Here is a 15,342-nt window from a genome sequence, read left to right as displayed (position 1 = left end):
TTACAAAGCGCTTTCCAAGCTTTGCTCGGCTAACACATAGCTTCCACCTAAACGTGTTGATTGAGTGGGTGTAATAATTCTTGTCAACGACAGTACTAATCTTGTCGACGCTTGCGATACAAACACCGGCGATTCACCGTAAAAGGTGACCCCCGCAAAATCAAAACGACTGCGATCACTTTTCATCCTGCCCACTATATCGGTATCTGTTGCGGTAATGACACTACGAGTAACTGCAATATTTTGGCCCATTTTTCCAATTCGGCTCTTTACTATGTGGAGTATTGAGTCGTTCATGGTGAGTTGTTGAGTATCCACATTATCAAAACGCACGAGCTTACAATCATTCAATATAATCTGTTGGTATTGGCCACTAAAATGAGTTTGGTCGTCTTGAAAACAACGGCCAACGCGCTGGCTAAGATTAGTCGTTCTTAATGGGCGCAAAGTAGATGAGGCTTGCAAGCTAGCCAGTAACAATGAATTAAATACCTGAGTGTGAGTTTTCATCGGTACATGGCCAGCATCGTTAATCACATGTAAGTGAGACAACGGCAACACGTGCTGTAAAGCATAGGCGGTTCGCAATGGCGCCACAGTGTCTTGGGCCCCCCAAATAATATGGGTCGAGGGCAATTGCGAATAACTTAGCACTGAAAAATTTTGCTCCATTAACGCTAATGCTGCATTCATATTAGTTTGCTCACCAATGGTCATATTACGCAACGACGAATCAGCGCTAAACAGCCTTGTTGGATCAAACCCAGTGCCGGTTTTTTCAAGCATTTTATCGGCAAAATTATCTACTCGAGCTAATACTCGCCTTATGCCTTGCGGTAAATCAGCCTGATCATTATCGCGGGTAGAAAGATGTTTAATATAAGCTGTACGATCTAAAATCCCAGCGGCATCTACCAATACCAGTTGCTCAATATGCCCAGGATATTGGCTGGCATAATACAGGCTAATCGCAGCCCCCATTGAATGGCCAACCAAGCGGACTTGCCCAGAGTGACGATACTGCCCAATAACCCATTCAATCACTTTGGCATATTCTTTTGGAGAGTAAGTAAATACCGCCCCTTGAGACAAACCAAAACCTGGTAAATCTATAGCGACTACATGATATCGTGCTGCTAATGCCGGGATCACCTTGAGCCAATCTTTAGAGGCCAAGTCGCCTAAACCATGTATAAGTACAACTGTGTCTAGATGCTCTAGTCCTGCCTGCAGCACAAATAAAGGCGTGTCATGGCTTGGTGCCATAACACGTTCATATTGATACTGAGGTGGATAATCAGCTAGCTCTAATGCCGAAGGAGGTTTAGCTATTTGTGCATCTTCAGGTGCCAAAGAACGGACTTTCCGATTGATGTCGTTTAGCCAATTAGCCTGGACTGGCAACGCCAGCACAATCAACCACATCAGCACAAATATCTTACCCACTTCAAATTCCCTTATATTGCACGGTTATCAATGTTGCTCAGCACCTTGTTTAATGCTGCGGATATCATTGCCGGTAGGTATTTGAAATGCACGTAGACCAAACTCTGGTAATACCGCAAAAATATGATCAAAAATATCAGCTTGAATCGCTTCGTAATAAGTCCAACGGATATCATTTGTAAAAATATACAGCTCTATCGGTAAACCTTCGGTTGTTGGAGCCAACTGCCTTACCATTAACGTCATGTCTTTATGAATTTTGTCATGACGACGTAAATACTCTTGCAAATACGCTCTAAAAGTACCGATATTTGTCAAATGACGACCGTTAACTTTCATATCAATATCACTAACATTGGCGTTCGCAGCATTAATTTCATTAAATATCTGCGGTAAATACTCTTTCAAGTAATTGACTTTACCCAAGCGAATACGCTCTTCATCAGTTAAAAACTGGATACTGTTAACGTCGATATTTACTGAGCGCTTAATTCTGCGCCCACCAGATTCAGACATACCACGCCAGTTTTTAAAGGCGTCAGACACCAAAGCATATGCTGGGATCATCGTAATGGTATTGTCCCAGTTGCGCACTTTGACCGTGGTTAGCGTCACATCTTCAACCGCACCGTCTGCAGCGTACTTGTCCATTTGGATCCAGTCGCCTTTGCTCACCATCCGGTTAGCCGCTAACTGAATACCCGCGACAAAACCTAAAATAGTGTCTCGGAACACCAGCATAACCAAACCAGTGGCAACACCTAAACCACTAAAAAAATAGATAGGTGACCGGTCGGCTAATATGGCAAACACAACAATTAAGCCAATAAAAAACAAGAATAATTTGGTTAACTGAACAAAGCTCTTTACTGGTAAGCGGCGGTTAATGTGATTAACATCGGCAATTTCATCAGCGGCATTCAATGCACCGTAAATTGCCCGTAAGATAAAAAATACTAATAATGAGCTCAACAAGCGATCGATAATCATGCTGGCAAGATCATGTGAAGTGAGCACAATAGGTATGAGCAAGTCGAGTATCGCAATCGGTACCAGTAACGCAAGGCGCTCAAGTACATTGAAACGCATAAAGATATCGTCCCACGTTACTGACGAACGACGAATAATCACATTTAACCCATGCACGACAAAACGATGTGCAATGTAATAACCAATCCCGGCAATCAATAAGCAGGAACAAATTAATATAGAGGTAGCTAATCCATCGGTAGGTTGGCTGTTAATACCTAGGCGCGTTAACCAAGCCGCAATTTCAATCCGTACTTCTGTATTCACACACAAATCCTTAGCAACATTGTCCTTTACACAAAAGAACCTTTAATACCCTAAAAGACAAACCAAGATGTAAAGGTTTTACAGCCAACATTATGCACTTAATTGTACACATTAATTCAATAAAATTAACTCAACATACCACCAGCAATAGATGAGGGATTTTACCTAATAAAAAGGACCTTGCGGCCCTTTCATTATATAAGTTTAACGCTAAAAGTTTGGCCCGAAAAATCAGGTCTAAAAGCTTGGCATTAACCCCTGCGGTAATAATCGATTAAAGCTGGCACTAAATAGTAAATCTACCGAGTTTTCGATATCAGGAGCAAAGTAGCGGTCCTGATCATAAAATGACACAACCGCCCTTAACTCTGCTTTGGCCAAAGCCACCGAGGCACTGGCTTGCAATGGGGCTCTAAAATCTAACCCTTGTGCCGCCGCCAATAATTCAATGGCGAGCACGCCGCGAGTGTTTTCGCTCATGTCACGCAAACGTCGCGCGGCAAAAGTGGCCATCGACACATGATCTTCTTGGTTAGCCGATGTCGGTAAACTGTCTACCGAAGCAGGATGAGCATAGGTTTTATTTTCAGACGCCAGTGCCGCTGCCGTGACCTGTGCAATCATAAAGCCTGAGTTGACCCCACCGTTATTGACTAAAAATGGTGGCAATTTTGACAAGCTCGAATCAATTAATAATGCCATACGTCGCTCAGCAATCGAGCCCATTTCGGCAATTGCAATTGCCAAATTATCTGCCGCCATTGCCACAGGTTCAGCGTGAAAATTACCGCCAGAAATGATGTCGCCGGTATCTTGGAACACCAGCGGATTATCGGTCACACCATTTGCCTCAGCACCTAGCACTTCTGCAGCTTGGCGGATTTGGGTTAAACATGCGCCCAATACCTGTGGCTGACAACGAAGTGAGTATGGATCTTGTACCTTTTCGCAATTGGTGTGGCTTTGGCTGATCTCTGACTCGTTAGTTAACAAATGACGAAAGATTGCCGCTGAATCAATTTGACCTTTTTGCCCCCGCGCTGCATGAATACGTGCATCAAATGGGCTGCGACTGCCCATTGCCGCCTCAACACTCATGGCACCAATAACAGAGCTAGCAGCAAACAAATCTTCAGCATTAAACAAACCTTCAAGCGCCAGTGCTGTCGATGCTTGAGTACCATTTAATAACGCTAGCCCTTCTTTGGCTGCCAGCTCAATTGGCGCTAATCCAGCAATATCAAGCCCTTCGGTTGCCGATATAATCTGTCCCTGGTAACTCATTTCGCCTTCACCTAATAGTGGTAAACACATATGTGCTAATGGTGCTAAGTCGCCCGATGCACCAACAGAACCTTTTTCGGGTACGCAGGGATACACGCCTGCGTTAACCAACTGCATTAAAAACTCAATCACCTCTAAACGAATACCTGAAAAGCCGCGACTTAATGAATTAATCTTTAACACCATCATTAAACGCACTGTGGCATCTTGCATATATTGGCCAATACCTGCCGCATGAGACAACACGATTGAACGCTGTAATAACTGTAAATCTTGCGGTGCAATTTTAGTGTTGGCCAATAAACCAAACCCGGTGTTAATCCCATATACGGTACGACCTTCTCGCAGCACTTGCTGGACAATTTCAGCGCTTTGATTAATGTCTTTAATCGCAACCTTGGCAAGCGTTAGCTTGACACTATTACGACTAATGGCACGGGCTTGCGCCAAGGTTAAAGTGCCTGGCACCAGTTCAAATGAATACGTCGACATGGTTACGCTCCTAACATTGGCAGGTCTAAGCCCTGCTCTTTGGCACATTTTGTTGCAAGGTCGTAACCTGCATCGGCATGACGCATCACGCCAGTTGCGGGATCATTCCATAATACGCGGCCTAACCTCACAGCGGCCTCGTCGGTACCGTCAGCAACAATCACTACCCCAGAATGTTGACTAAAACCCATGCCGACACCGCCGCCATGATGCAATGACACCCAAGTGGCACCACTTGCAGTATTTAATAACGCATTCATTAATGGCCAATCTGAAACCGCATCAGAGCCATCAAGCATGGCTTCGGTTTCACGGTTAGGGCTGGCAACCGAGCCTGAATCTAAGTGATCTCGACCAATTACAATGGGTGCCGACAACTCGCCGCTATTAACCATCTCATTAAATGCTAAGGCTAAACGAGCACGGTCTTTTAAGCCGACCCAACAAATACGTGCAGGTAACCCTTGAAACGCAATGCGCTCACGTGCCATGTCTAGCCAATTGTGTAAGTGTGGATTATCTGGGATAAGCTCTTTTACTTTGGCATCTGTTTTGTAGATATCTTCTGGATCGCCAGACAAGGCTACCCAACGGAATGGACCAATGCCTTCACAAAATAATGGCCGCACATAGGCTGGGACAAACCCAGGGAAATCAAACGCATTCGTTACGCCTTCATCAAAGGCCATCTGACGAATATTATTACCATAATCGGTTGTTGCCGCGCCTGCTGCTTGTAACGCCAACATGGCTCTAACCTGAACTGCCATCGATTGCTTCGCCGCTTTAACCACTAAAGTTTCGTCGGTTTTACGCATTTTCGCGGCATATTCTAAGGTCCAACCTTGGGGTAAATAACCGTTCAATGGATCGTGCGCCGAAGTTTGGTCAGTCACCACATCTGGGGTGATACCGCGCGTGACTAACTCGGTAAACACATCAGCAGCGTTAGCCAACAATCCTATCGAAACGGGCTGGCTGCTTTGGTTCGCTTCATCAATCATCACTAAGGCTTGATCTAATGACGTGGCTTTTTTGTCGACGTAACCAGTGCGCATGCGAAAATCGATACGAGTTTCATCCACTTCGCAGGTGAGTACAGAGTAACCGGCCATAGTACCCGCTAATGGTTGCGCCCCCCCCATACCGCCTAAACCACCGGTTAAAATCCACTTACCGGCAGACGAGCCATTAAAGTGCTGTTTAGCCATAGCCACAAACGTTTCATATGTGCCTTGCACAATGCCTTGCGAACCAATATAAATCCACGAACCCGCAGTCATTTGGCCGTACATTGCCAAGCCTTTTTTATCTAGCTCGTTAAAGTGTTCCCAGTTTGCCCAATGCGGCACCAGGTTAGAGTTAGCAATAATCACCCTTGGCGCATTAGTATGGGTAGTAAACACCCCAACAGGTTTACCAGATTGCACTAATAAGGTTTCGTCAGCCTCAAGGCGCTGCAATACCTCTATAATTTTGTCGTAACTTTGCCAGTCACGCGCTGCACGGCCAATACCGCCGTACACCACTAAGTCTTCAGGGCGTTCGGCCACATCAGGATGAAGGTTATTCATTAACATCCGCATTGCCGCTTCAGTTAACCAGCTTTTACACTGTAATTGAGTACCATGTGGCGCAATAATGCGTCGGCTTGGGTCGTGTCGTTTATCCATATTATCCTCTTCAACCGATTAATTCGGTTTGGTTTTTTATTGGTCTTGTTGTTTAAAATGTTAGGTCTTAATGAAATGGTTATTAACCGGGTACTGAAACCTCATTGGTTGGCATCATGGTTTTACCAACGCTGAAGTTAATTTAAACTTACTACCAGGATGCACTAACCGTGCAAAGCTCACGACACCTTGACGTGACCAGGTGCGGCGTAAAATTTGTAAACAGGGTTCGGTCGCTGATATAGCCAATTGCTGCTGTAATTCTGCTGTGGCCATAATGGCTTCAACGGTATGACGCGCTTCTGTTAACGGCGCTACGGCAGAGAGATATTCGTGAGGCGTCTGCAATGTAAAGTCTTGTGCTAGATAATTGGGTACCAACGCTGGATTAACAAATCGCTCTTCCACTTGCAGAGGTATACCTTGCTCGCAATGGACCAATACCGAGTAAAAAACTGGGTTGCCAACCTCAAGTCCCAATGCATTCGCCTCTGCGGCACTGGCTGCAATCTGCTTTAACTCAAGCGGTGTAACGCTGTAACCATGACCACGATCTTTAATTTCGTCGGCAATATTACGAATAGCCAACAGTGATGACTGCGACTTAAGCCCGGCCACAAAAGTCCCCACACCCTGAGTACGCTCTAACACGCCCGAGTCCACCAGCTCAGTTAATGCTCGCCTTGCAGTCATGCGGCTACAAACAAATAATTCAGTTAATTGATTTTCAGACGGCACGCGTTCGTTTTCTTGCCATTCACCGGTTTCAATACGGCTCAAAATAAATTGTTTAATTTGAGCGAATTTTGCTTGGGCCATATCAGGATTTCCACACTCACTAAAATAGGATGATTGTTTATTACTGCATCAACTCTACCTTGTATATACAAGTTAAAACAAGTATTGTTTAGCGAATAAATATTTACTGCTATTTTGCCTTTCTAGGGGTTTTCATGGTGTGGGATCAAGTCTGGATAGATGTCAACGTAGCAACGATGGACCCGAGCGTTCATGGTGCTTATGGGGCGATACCTCAAGCTGCAATTGCAGTAAAAGACGGTAAAATCGCTTGGGTCGGCCCACGCAGCGATCTGCCAGAGTTTGATGTTTTGGCAACGCCGGTTTACAGAGGTAAAGGTGGTTGGATAACCCCAGGACTTATCGACGCTCACACTCACCTGGTGTTTGCTGGCAATCGCGCTAATGAGTTTGAACAACGACTCCAAGGTGCTAGTTATCAAGATATTGCCCGCGCAGGTGGCGGTATTATTTCAACGGTTAATGCCTGTCGTAATGCAGATGAAGCAGAGTTATTTGAATTAGGCCGCCAACGCTTAAATGCCTTGGCTAGAGAAGGTGTCACAACCGTTGAGATTAAATCGGGTTATGGCTTAAACACCGCAACCGAACTCAAACTATTGCGGGTCGCTCGTGAACTTGGTGAGCATCATCATATCGATGTGTGCACCACATTTTTAGGTGCTCATGCCATCCCGCCAGAATACAAGGACGATGTAGACGGCTATGTCGACTTTGTTATTAATGACATGCTGCCCGCGGTTATCGCAGAAGGTTTAGCAGATGCCGTTGACGTATTTTGCGAAAATATCGCCTTTAATCTTGAGCAGACCGAGCGAGTGTTAAACGCTGCCAAGCAATCGGGTTTGCAGATAAAGCTACACGCTGAACAATTATCTAATATGGGTGGCAGTGCTTTAGCTGCAAGTTTGGGCGCTAAGTCGGTTGATCATATTGAGTTTTTAGATGAGGCGGGAGTTAAAGCTATAAGCGAAAGTGGCACCTGCGCGACCTTATTACCAGGAGCGTTTTACTTTTTACGTGAAACTCAATTACCACCTATCGATTTACTGCGTCAATACAAGGTGCCGATGGTGATTGCCAGCGACTTTAATCCAGGCTCATCACCGATTTGTTCAACCTTACTAATGCTTAACATGGCTTGCACCTTATTTAGGTTAACCCCTGAAGAAGCGTTACAAGGCGTTACTTTTAATGCCGCCAAAGCCTTGGGGCTCGAGCATCGCATTGGCAGTATTACTGTGGGAAAACAGGCAGATTTTTGCTTATGGGATATCAACACTCCGGCACAGCTGGCATATGCCTACGGGGTTAATCCTTGCCAAAATGTGGTAAAAAATGGTCAAGTGGTTGCCCTGCCTCGCTAAACGTATTTCCGGTGTTAGTATACTATTACTGTCGCCGGTTTTCTGCGCATTTAAAACGTTCGACCACTATTTCACTCAACAGCCAATATCAATTAAAGCGTGATTTTAAGCTCTATTTCATTTAGGCTAGCCATATTATGAACGAACGTTCAAATTATTCCCCTTAATCTAACCTATATTGACAGAGGTATTATGAAAATCCGCACACTACTATCACTTGCTAGTGCATTTTTGTTGCTTAATAGCAGCAACGTTCTCGCTAATGACTCAACAGAATCAGCGGCTCAACTTACCAAGCCCAAAGTGATTATTTTTGATGTGAATGAAACCCTGTTAGATCTAGAAAACATGCGAAAATCAGTTGGCACTGCGCTAAATGGTCGTGACGATTTATTGCCATTGTGGTTCTCAACCATGTTACATCACTCTCTAGTGGTTTCAGCCACTGGCGAATATCAGTCATTTGGTAATATTGGGGTGGCATCATTAGAGATGGTGGCCGAAATAAACGGTATTGCAATCACTCACGAACAAGCTAAAACCGCTATTGTTACGCCATTACGCTCATTGCCTGCTCATCCAGATGTTGCAGAAGGTTTAGCAGCATTAAAAGCCCAAGGTTATAAGCTCGTTACATTAACTAACTCATCATTAGAAGGCGTACAATTACAGCTTAAAAATGCAAACTTAAGCCAATATTTTGATGCCAATTTGAGCATCGAATCTGTTGGCGTATTTAAGCCGCATTTAAGCACTTATCAATGGGCAATCAAAGATTTAGGCGTTAATGCTAACGAAGCCCTAATGGTTGCTGCCCACGGTTGGGATATTGCTGGTGCCGATAAAGCAGGTTTACAAACTGCGTTCATTCGTCGTCAGGGTAAAGTATTGTTCCCGCTTGCAGCAGAGCCAGACTATAACGTGTTAGATGTGAATGACCTTGCTAAAACTTTGGCTAAGTTTAACTAGGGCCATCGTTGATCTTTGCTGGTTGAATTTTGTTCGAGTTAAAAACGTTTTAATCGAGGCGAATGGATTGATGCCTAGCAATCTAAGCAACTCTTTATTTGCAAAGAATCATTCAACAAAGAGTAAAACGTTTTTAGCCGAACCCTTCGGGCAGCGTTTGTTGGCCATTTTTACTGCGTTATCGACTTTTTATGTAGAATAACTACACCTCAAAGTCTCTGCCTTGTACAAATGTCCAACAATTCGCTGCAAAAATAACCTTTAAAGATAAACAGACCCTAGGCAATTAAATTTTAAAAACAAAATCGCCCAGCATTGGCTAGGCGATTTTTGAGCTGACAATTTAACGCTTTCTATTTTTGAGCTACGGCTTGTTTCGGTAAATAAATATCCAAATCCGTCTCTTTCGCTAACTTACACTCTTTAATGTTTTTCATACCAGTGTCGATATCTACTTTTTTCAACGCTGCACCGCCAACAAAAACACCCATTTTAATATACTGCTCAACAAAATAGAGCTGCCCTGCCTCCACTGGTAATTCAATGTTATTTTCACTGAATTCAGACTCAGTAGCTAGAGCGTAGCTGCCTGGAACTAACTCTTTGTAAAAATAAACTTTATTTGCAGTTTCACCTATTAATTTTCCGTCAATATACACATTTTTCTTAAGCGCTTGGCCCACAAAGCTATTTCGATAGATATATAAACCAGCATTACCATTTTGTGGTTTTTGGAATTGCTTTAAAGCATTGTCTTGCTCAGAGGAGGCCATAGGTACAGAGGCGCAACCTGAGAAAAATGTCACCGCAATCAGTGATAACGCTAAATAGATTTTTTTCATCTAAATTTACTCATTTGAATTGTTATAGCATGATGTTCTAGCCCGGTTAGCCGGACCGTTTACTCAAGTAATTAGACGGTAAAAGGTAGGAAATTAAATAAGTCATCCCGACTTTCTGTAGCTCTGTCCTTGAGATAAATAGAGCAGTCTTAATCTGATAATTTAAACCAAACCTCTATGTCATACAATAGTTGCAGATATGTATATAACCAACTTTGTGACCAACATAAAATGACTAAGAAAAGCGAATACATTTGCTTTAAATCTGACGTTTGCGCCCTCTTGCTATTAACCATTAATTAACATTTAATAAGTGTTGATTAATTTAGTCGCATAAAGGGATAAAATGATGAAAAAAAGGTATTTAACACTGTCTGTGGCATTGTGTCTCACAGGTTTAAGCGCCAGTACAGTTGCGCAAACCACATTGGTGCATGATGTTAATGGCTACACCTTAGTTGGCGGTAAATTACAAACCTTTAATGCGATTCAATTCACCGACGACAAAATCGATCGGCTCTTTACCAAAGACCAAACCTTACCCTCAGCAAGCAATATCGCCACTATTGATGGTAAAGGCAAAACGTTACTACCTGGGCTAATCGACGCCCACGGTCATGTACTAAGCTACGGCTTAAGCCTATTAACCGCCGACTTAACCAACACCAGTAGCGAACAAGACGCCGTGGTCCGCGCGCAGGCATTCATTAAGAAAAATCCCACGGATAGTTGGTTAATGGGTCGCGGATGGAACCAAGAATTGTGGGATAACAAGCAATTTCCTAGCAAAGAAAGCCTAGATAAAGCCTTTAGCGCTAATCCTGTATCTTTTGGCCGTATTGATGGTCATGCCATTTGGGTTAATAGCAAAGCGCTGGCTCTGGCCGGAATCTCTGCCAATACAGTCTCGCCAGAAGGCGGTGAAATAGTTAGAGATGAGCAAGGTAATCCTACAGGTGTACTTATCGATAATGCCATGAACCTAGTCTTTAACGTTATTCCAGATCTTAATCAGCAACAACTTGAATCTACGTTAACCTTGGCCATGGACAGCTTAGCCTCTTACGGGTTAACCAGCGTGCACGATGCTGGCATAAGCATCAGTAACATCAAAGCCTATCAACAATTAGCGGCAAACAACGCCATGAGCGTGCGCGTTAACGGCATGTTGTCGGTAGAAGACCCAAGGTTTGATAGCATCTTAAAGCAAGGCCACATCACGACAACAGACGACATGTTTAAAGTTGACAGTGTAAAAATCTCTGCAGATGGTGCCTTGGGTAGTCGTGGCGCGGCATTAATCAAAGAATACTCAGATCAACCAGGTCACAAAGGTTTAATGCTGTATTCAGACGAGCAACTCGGCAAGCTGATTTTACAGGCAATGAAAGCCGGATTTCAGGTTAACACGCATGCCATTGGCGACAACGCTAACCAGGTCGTACTCAATAAATATCAAACAGCCATAGCTTCGACCGATTCAAAAGCATTACGCCACCGTGTTGAACATGCACAAATACTCGACCTTGCCGATGTGCCCCGCTTTGCTCAGCTTGGTGTTATCGCGTCAGTGCAAGCAACCCACGCCACCAGCGACAAAAATATGGCCGAAAACCGTTTAGGCAAGGCCCGCCTCGCTGGCGCATATGCATGGCGCAAACTATTAAACGCTAACGCCGTCATCGCCAATGGATCGGATTTCCCTATCGAATCACCTAACCCATTCTTTGGATTACATGCATCGGTAACCCGCCAAGATCATCTCAACAAACCTTTGGATGGCTGGTTAGCAGGTGAAAAATTATCACGCATTGAAGCCTTTAAAAGCTTCACCATCGACGCAGCCTATGCCGGCCACCAGGAGCAGTTATTAGGTACACTAGAGGCCGGCAAGAAAGCCGACTTTATCTTGGTTGAGGACGATTACTTCGCAATAAACCCACAACAAATATGGCAAAACAAGGTCATCGCCACCTGGGTAAACGGCCGTCAGGTGTTTGTAAAAGAGTAAATTACCTAAACCATAAATTACTTGTGTGTAAGAGCAAGCTTGATTAAGTACTGTATTAAGCTTAAAACCTGATAGCAAAGCTCTTTCCACCAAGGGTGCATTTACTGGTTAGTCATGGCATTCACTCAGCGACACGAACAAGTACATCCCTGCACCTCAGCCTACCGCCCATGCGGTAGGATGAGGCTCGTAAACCACCATGACCAACCCTGTCAATAATTTTAATTAACCTGTTGATTAAAAAATTATTTCCATCCAGAAGTTCCGAAAAAATTTAACTCGCCTAATAGCGTACAAGTAAACCCGCAGCTTAAGTCATTCACATCTGAAGCATTAGCATTTTCACTCTGCATGACAAGATGGGCCGATAAAAACCGAAACGCAATCAAAAGCAGGATTCAACCACGTAGTGAAATTATCGCCTCTAGCATTTAAATCAAACAGAATAAGTTTGATGTGGCGGCGGGACCAATTTTTTATAAAAACAAAGAGGGAACAGCCGTTGGTTTCCTCTTGGTCTTGTGTGGGCGAAGCGCCACGACGTAGTGGCCACAAGCCATAAACACAAAAGTATAAGCTAACACCTGGGGCCAGGCCCAAACACTGCCGATAAGACGAAAAAGACTATCGACAAGAGGCTGCCGAGAAAATTCTATGTTTTAGTAAACTGAAGATAAAGCTTATCTTTAAGCACTGATCGTTCGTGTTTAGCTTGATGCATAAACTCATCACTCGTTGGGGAATTTCTCAACTCTAATTTGCGGATTTCAGTGTCTAAATCATGATAACGACGAGCATTTGTCGCAAACTCACTGTCACCATCAATTAACGTTAAAATGGTCACTGTGTATTCAGGGAAATCGACTAATAACGCATGGCTTTCACCTAACATATCTCGCTCCTTTATAATTATCCAATCATGTAAACCATTCCTAAGGTTAGACTATATTTCATTGGCCTGTTAATTCGTGAGCTAGGTTGAAAAATAATGGTTATCGATTACCCCAACTCAATTATGGCAACATTAACTAAAATGCTTAATAAACATAATGATGATAATCATCACACTAACTTTAGCAGCTTTAAACAGTGTCCCTAAAGCGACTCTCCCCTCATTGCGCTCGAGCAATTTAGCATTATCTAAATCTAGCTCACATCTTGTACTAAAAGTCATCAAACCTAGGAGCAATGTAGTCAATAGCACTAGCCTTAGAGGCCAATAAAGCATAGGATCATCATTAAGTTAATTTATTGTTTGGGAGTCACAAATCTTATGAGTATTAGAGCTATCATCGTTGATACCGCCGGTACCACTACCGATCTTAACTTTATTCAGGATGTGTTATTTCCATATTCACGCACTGCGATGGCTGAGTTCCTTGAGCAAAACCAACACAATGTGTTGGTAGATTGTTGTATCAGCGACATTAAAGATATCGCTCTTGAGCAAGATGCCTCAATAGCGCGTGTGACTGAAATTTTACAGCAGTGGATCGATGAAGACCGTAAAGTCACCCCACTGAAAACCTTACAAGGTTTGATTTGGAAACAAGGTTATAATCGTGTTGATTTTACAGGGCATATTTACCCTGACTTTATCAACAGCATTGAACGTATTAAAGAAAAAGGCATCCGTATTTACAGCTTTTCTTCAGGCTCTGTTGAAGCACAAAAATTGCTGTTTAGCCACTCTGACTCAGGTGATTTAACCCCTTCATTTAGCGGTCACTTTGATACCCGCACAGGCAATAAATTAGACAAGCAAGCCTATTGCAACATTTGCAATACGATTAGCCTAAAGCCAAAGCAAATTTTATTTGTGTCAGATGTTGCTGAAGAGCTAAAAGCCGCTGCAGCTGCGGGTATGACAACCTGCCAAATGCTCCGTTTTGCCGACCAGCGCCAAGCAGATTGTAAAAAAGTAGCCAGTTTTGATGAGCTGCATTTTGACTAAGCCTGTTGTTTAAAAATATTACCAAATAAAAAACGACCCTAATGGTCGTTTTTTCTCATTAGCATTAAATCCCGTACACCTAGCTGACCTTACTTAGCTGGGAAATGCTGGCGAGATACACTTTTTCACTTCAAAATGGTAACCATATTCGCCATTGATATCTGGAGTGATCTCTAAAATTTCGTAATCATTAAGCTCAACCACATGCGACTTTGCTGACTTTTTACAACGCGATTTAGCATTGGCCTCAAGCTGAAACGCAAATAAGGCAATTGCTTTACGCACACTCGAAAAATACTGGCTACGTAATTGGTTATAAGGTTGTTTAGCAATTTCGTCGATAGCATCTAATTCTTTTTCACGTTCTATCTCTGCAGCCGTTTTAGCTTTGGGGACAGGTTTAGGTTTCGGCTTAGCCTCTTTTGCTAAGTCGCTCGCAACCAAAGCCAAATCATTTTCTACTATGAGCGCGTCTTCAGGTTGGGCTTCAACGAGTTGCACAACTTGCGGGTCATCTAAGGCTTTTTCTACTTGGCCATAAAGGTCCATCAACATGGCTAAGTGATACAACACCACAGCCGCAAGTACGACTCGCACCCAAAATGTGGTGCGATGAAAATGTTGATGATTAATCAGTCTAAAATTAGTCACTCCAAAGGGACGCAATAAAAATGACACGCTAAACATTAGCGGGAAAATAAGCTGTAAAAGTAACAATACAATACTGCTCATAATCACGCTCCACGCAGGAATATAAAGCAATATGGCGAAATTATGCGTGTAATTAAAGCTGTTCGATGCCACGCCCACTACATCGTTCACCACCGAGCTTGAACTGGCTACGGCAAAGTTAGCCACAATGGCATAAAACAGTAATAAAACAGCCTTACCTGCCAAACTGTGCCACATGCGTTCAAACAAATGCCAAAACTCAATCGACATGGCGATAACACTAATAATTGCCACCCACACCACAGAATCTGTAGTAAACAACAATACTATCGCAAGCAGATATAACTTTTGCGGTAAGCTCAGTTGAGTTTGTAACCTTGTTAGTCGCGCTGACAATACCGCCCAGCTAGACGACAGCCATGTACTAGAGGTGGCTAATAAAGTCGATTTTGACAAGATAAAGTCCTTATTGATTGTAGGCCGGTGGCCATAACCCTTGTTGTTGTGCCTTGTGACT

At 43.4% G+C, this 15,342-nt stretch carries 12 protein-coding genes; 4 read left to right on the top strand and 8 right to left on the bottom strand.

Going from position 1 to position 15,342, the window contains the following annotated elements:
• The 5 genes from IEY40_RS16550 to hutC form a co-directional block, all read right to left on the bottom strand.
• Positions 1-1,446, bottom strand: a complete 1,446-nt coding sequence (locus IEY40_RS16550; protein ID WP_188958128.1) for an alpha/beta fold hydrolase — start codon at positions 1,444-1,446, stop codon at positions 1-3.
• 27 nt (positions 1,447-1,473) lie between these two features.
• The gene (locus IEY40_RS16545; protein WP_188958126.1) at positions 1,474-2,742 is read right to left on the bottom strand and encodes a mechanosensitive ion channel family protein; all 1,269 of its coding nucleotides are present in this window, start codon (positions 2,740-2,742) and stop codon (positions 1,474-1,476) included.
• Between the two features lie 237 nt (positions 2,743-2,979).
• Entirely contained in the window at positions 2,980-4,518 is a 1,539-nt protein-coding gene (gene hutH, locus IEY40_RS16540) for a histidine ammonia-lyase (RefSeq protein ID WP_188958124.1), read from the bottom strand.
• Between the two features lie 2 nt (positions 4,519-4,520).
• Positions 4,521-6,191: a urocanate hydratase gene (gene hutU / locus IEY40_RS16535; RefSeq protein ID WP_188958122.1), complete on the bottom strand. Its 1,671-nt coding sequence runs from the start codon at positions 6,189-6,191 to the stop codon at positions 4,521-4,523.
• Between the two features lie 114 nt (positions 6,192-6,305).
• On the bottom strand, positions 6,306-7,010 hold the full coding sequence (gene hutC / locus IEY40_RS16530; protein ID WP_188958120.1) for a histidine utilization transcriptional repressor HutC: 705 nt from the start codon (positions 7,008-7,010) through the stop codon (positions 6,306-6,308).
• A 134-nt stretch (positions 7,011-7,144) separates the two neighbouring features.
• On the opposite strand from hutC, the gene hutI reads away from it, so the two are divergent.
• Both hutI and IEY40_RS16520 read left to right on the top strand, forming a co-directional pair.
• A complete protein-coding gene (gene hutI / locus IEY40_RS16525; protein ID WP_188958119.1) occupies positions 7,145-8,377 on the top strand; it encodes an imidazolonepropionase in 1,233 nt (410 codons plus the stop codon).
• 192 nt (positions 8,378-8,569) lie between these two features.
• Positions 8,570-9,346, top strand: coding sequence for a haloacid dehalogenase type II (locus IEY40_RS16520; protein ID WP_188958117.1), 777 nt, complete (start codon positions 8,570-8,572; stop codon positions 9,344-9,346).
• Positions 9,347-9,699: 353 nt separating this feature from the next.
• Here IEY40_RS16520 and IEY40_RS16515 read toward each other — a convergent pair whose 3' ends face one another.
• Complete coding sequence (locus IEY40_RS16515; protein ID WP_188958115.1) at positions 9,700-10,188, bottom strand: DUF2846 domain-containing protein; 489 nt, start codon at positions 10,186-10,188, stop codon at positions 9,700-9,702.
• 346 nt (positions 10,189-10,534) lie between these two features.
• On the opposite strand from IEY40_RS16515, the gene IEY40_RS16510 reads away from it, so the two are divergent.
• Positions 10,535-12,199, top strand: a complete 1,665-nt coding sequence (locus IEY40_RS16510) for an amidohydrolase (protein ID WP_308424504.1) — start codon at positions 10,535-10,537, stop codon at positions 12,197-12,199.
• Positions 12,200-12,851: 652 nt separating this feature from the next.
• Here IEY40_RS16510 and IEY40_RS16505 read toward each other — a convergent pair.
• Positions 12,852-13,091, bottom strand: a complete 240-nt coding sequence (locus IEY40_RS16505; protein WP_188958113.1) for an HP1242/YdcH family protein — start codon at positions 13,089-13,091, stop codon at positions 12,852-12,854.
• Between the two features lie 381 nt (positions 13,092-13,472).
• On the opposite strand from IEY40_RS16505, the gene mtnC reads away from it, so the two are divergent.
• Positions 13,473-14,153 carry an acireductone synthase gene (mtnC, locus tag IEY40_RS16500; protein ID WP_188958110.1) on the top strand — a complete coding sequence of 227 codons (681 nt, stop codon included), beginning with the start codon at positions 13,473-13,475 and terminating at the stop codon, positions 14,151-14,153.
• Between the two features lie 93 nt (positions 14,154-14,246).
• Here mtnC and IEY40_RS16495 read toward each other — a convergent pair whose 3' ends face one another.
• On the bottom strand, positions 14,247-15,281 hold the full coding sequence (locus tag IEY40_RS16495) for a hypothetical protein (RefSeq protein WP_188958108.1): 1,035 nt from the start codon (positions 15,279-15,281) through the stop codon (positions 14,247-14,249).
• Between the last annotated feature and the right edge of the window lie 61 nt (positions 15,282-15,342).

This window comes from Shewanella ulleungensis (genome assembly GCF_014648315.1).
Taxonomy (GTDB): Bacteria; Pseudomonadota; Gammaproteobacteria; order Enterobacterales; family Shewanellaceae; genus Shewanella; species Shewanella ulleungensis.
This window is presented reverse-complemented; position numbering and strand designations above follow the sequence as displayed.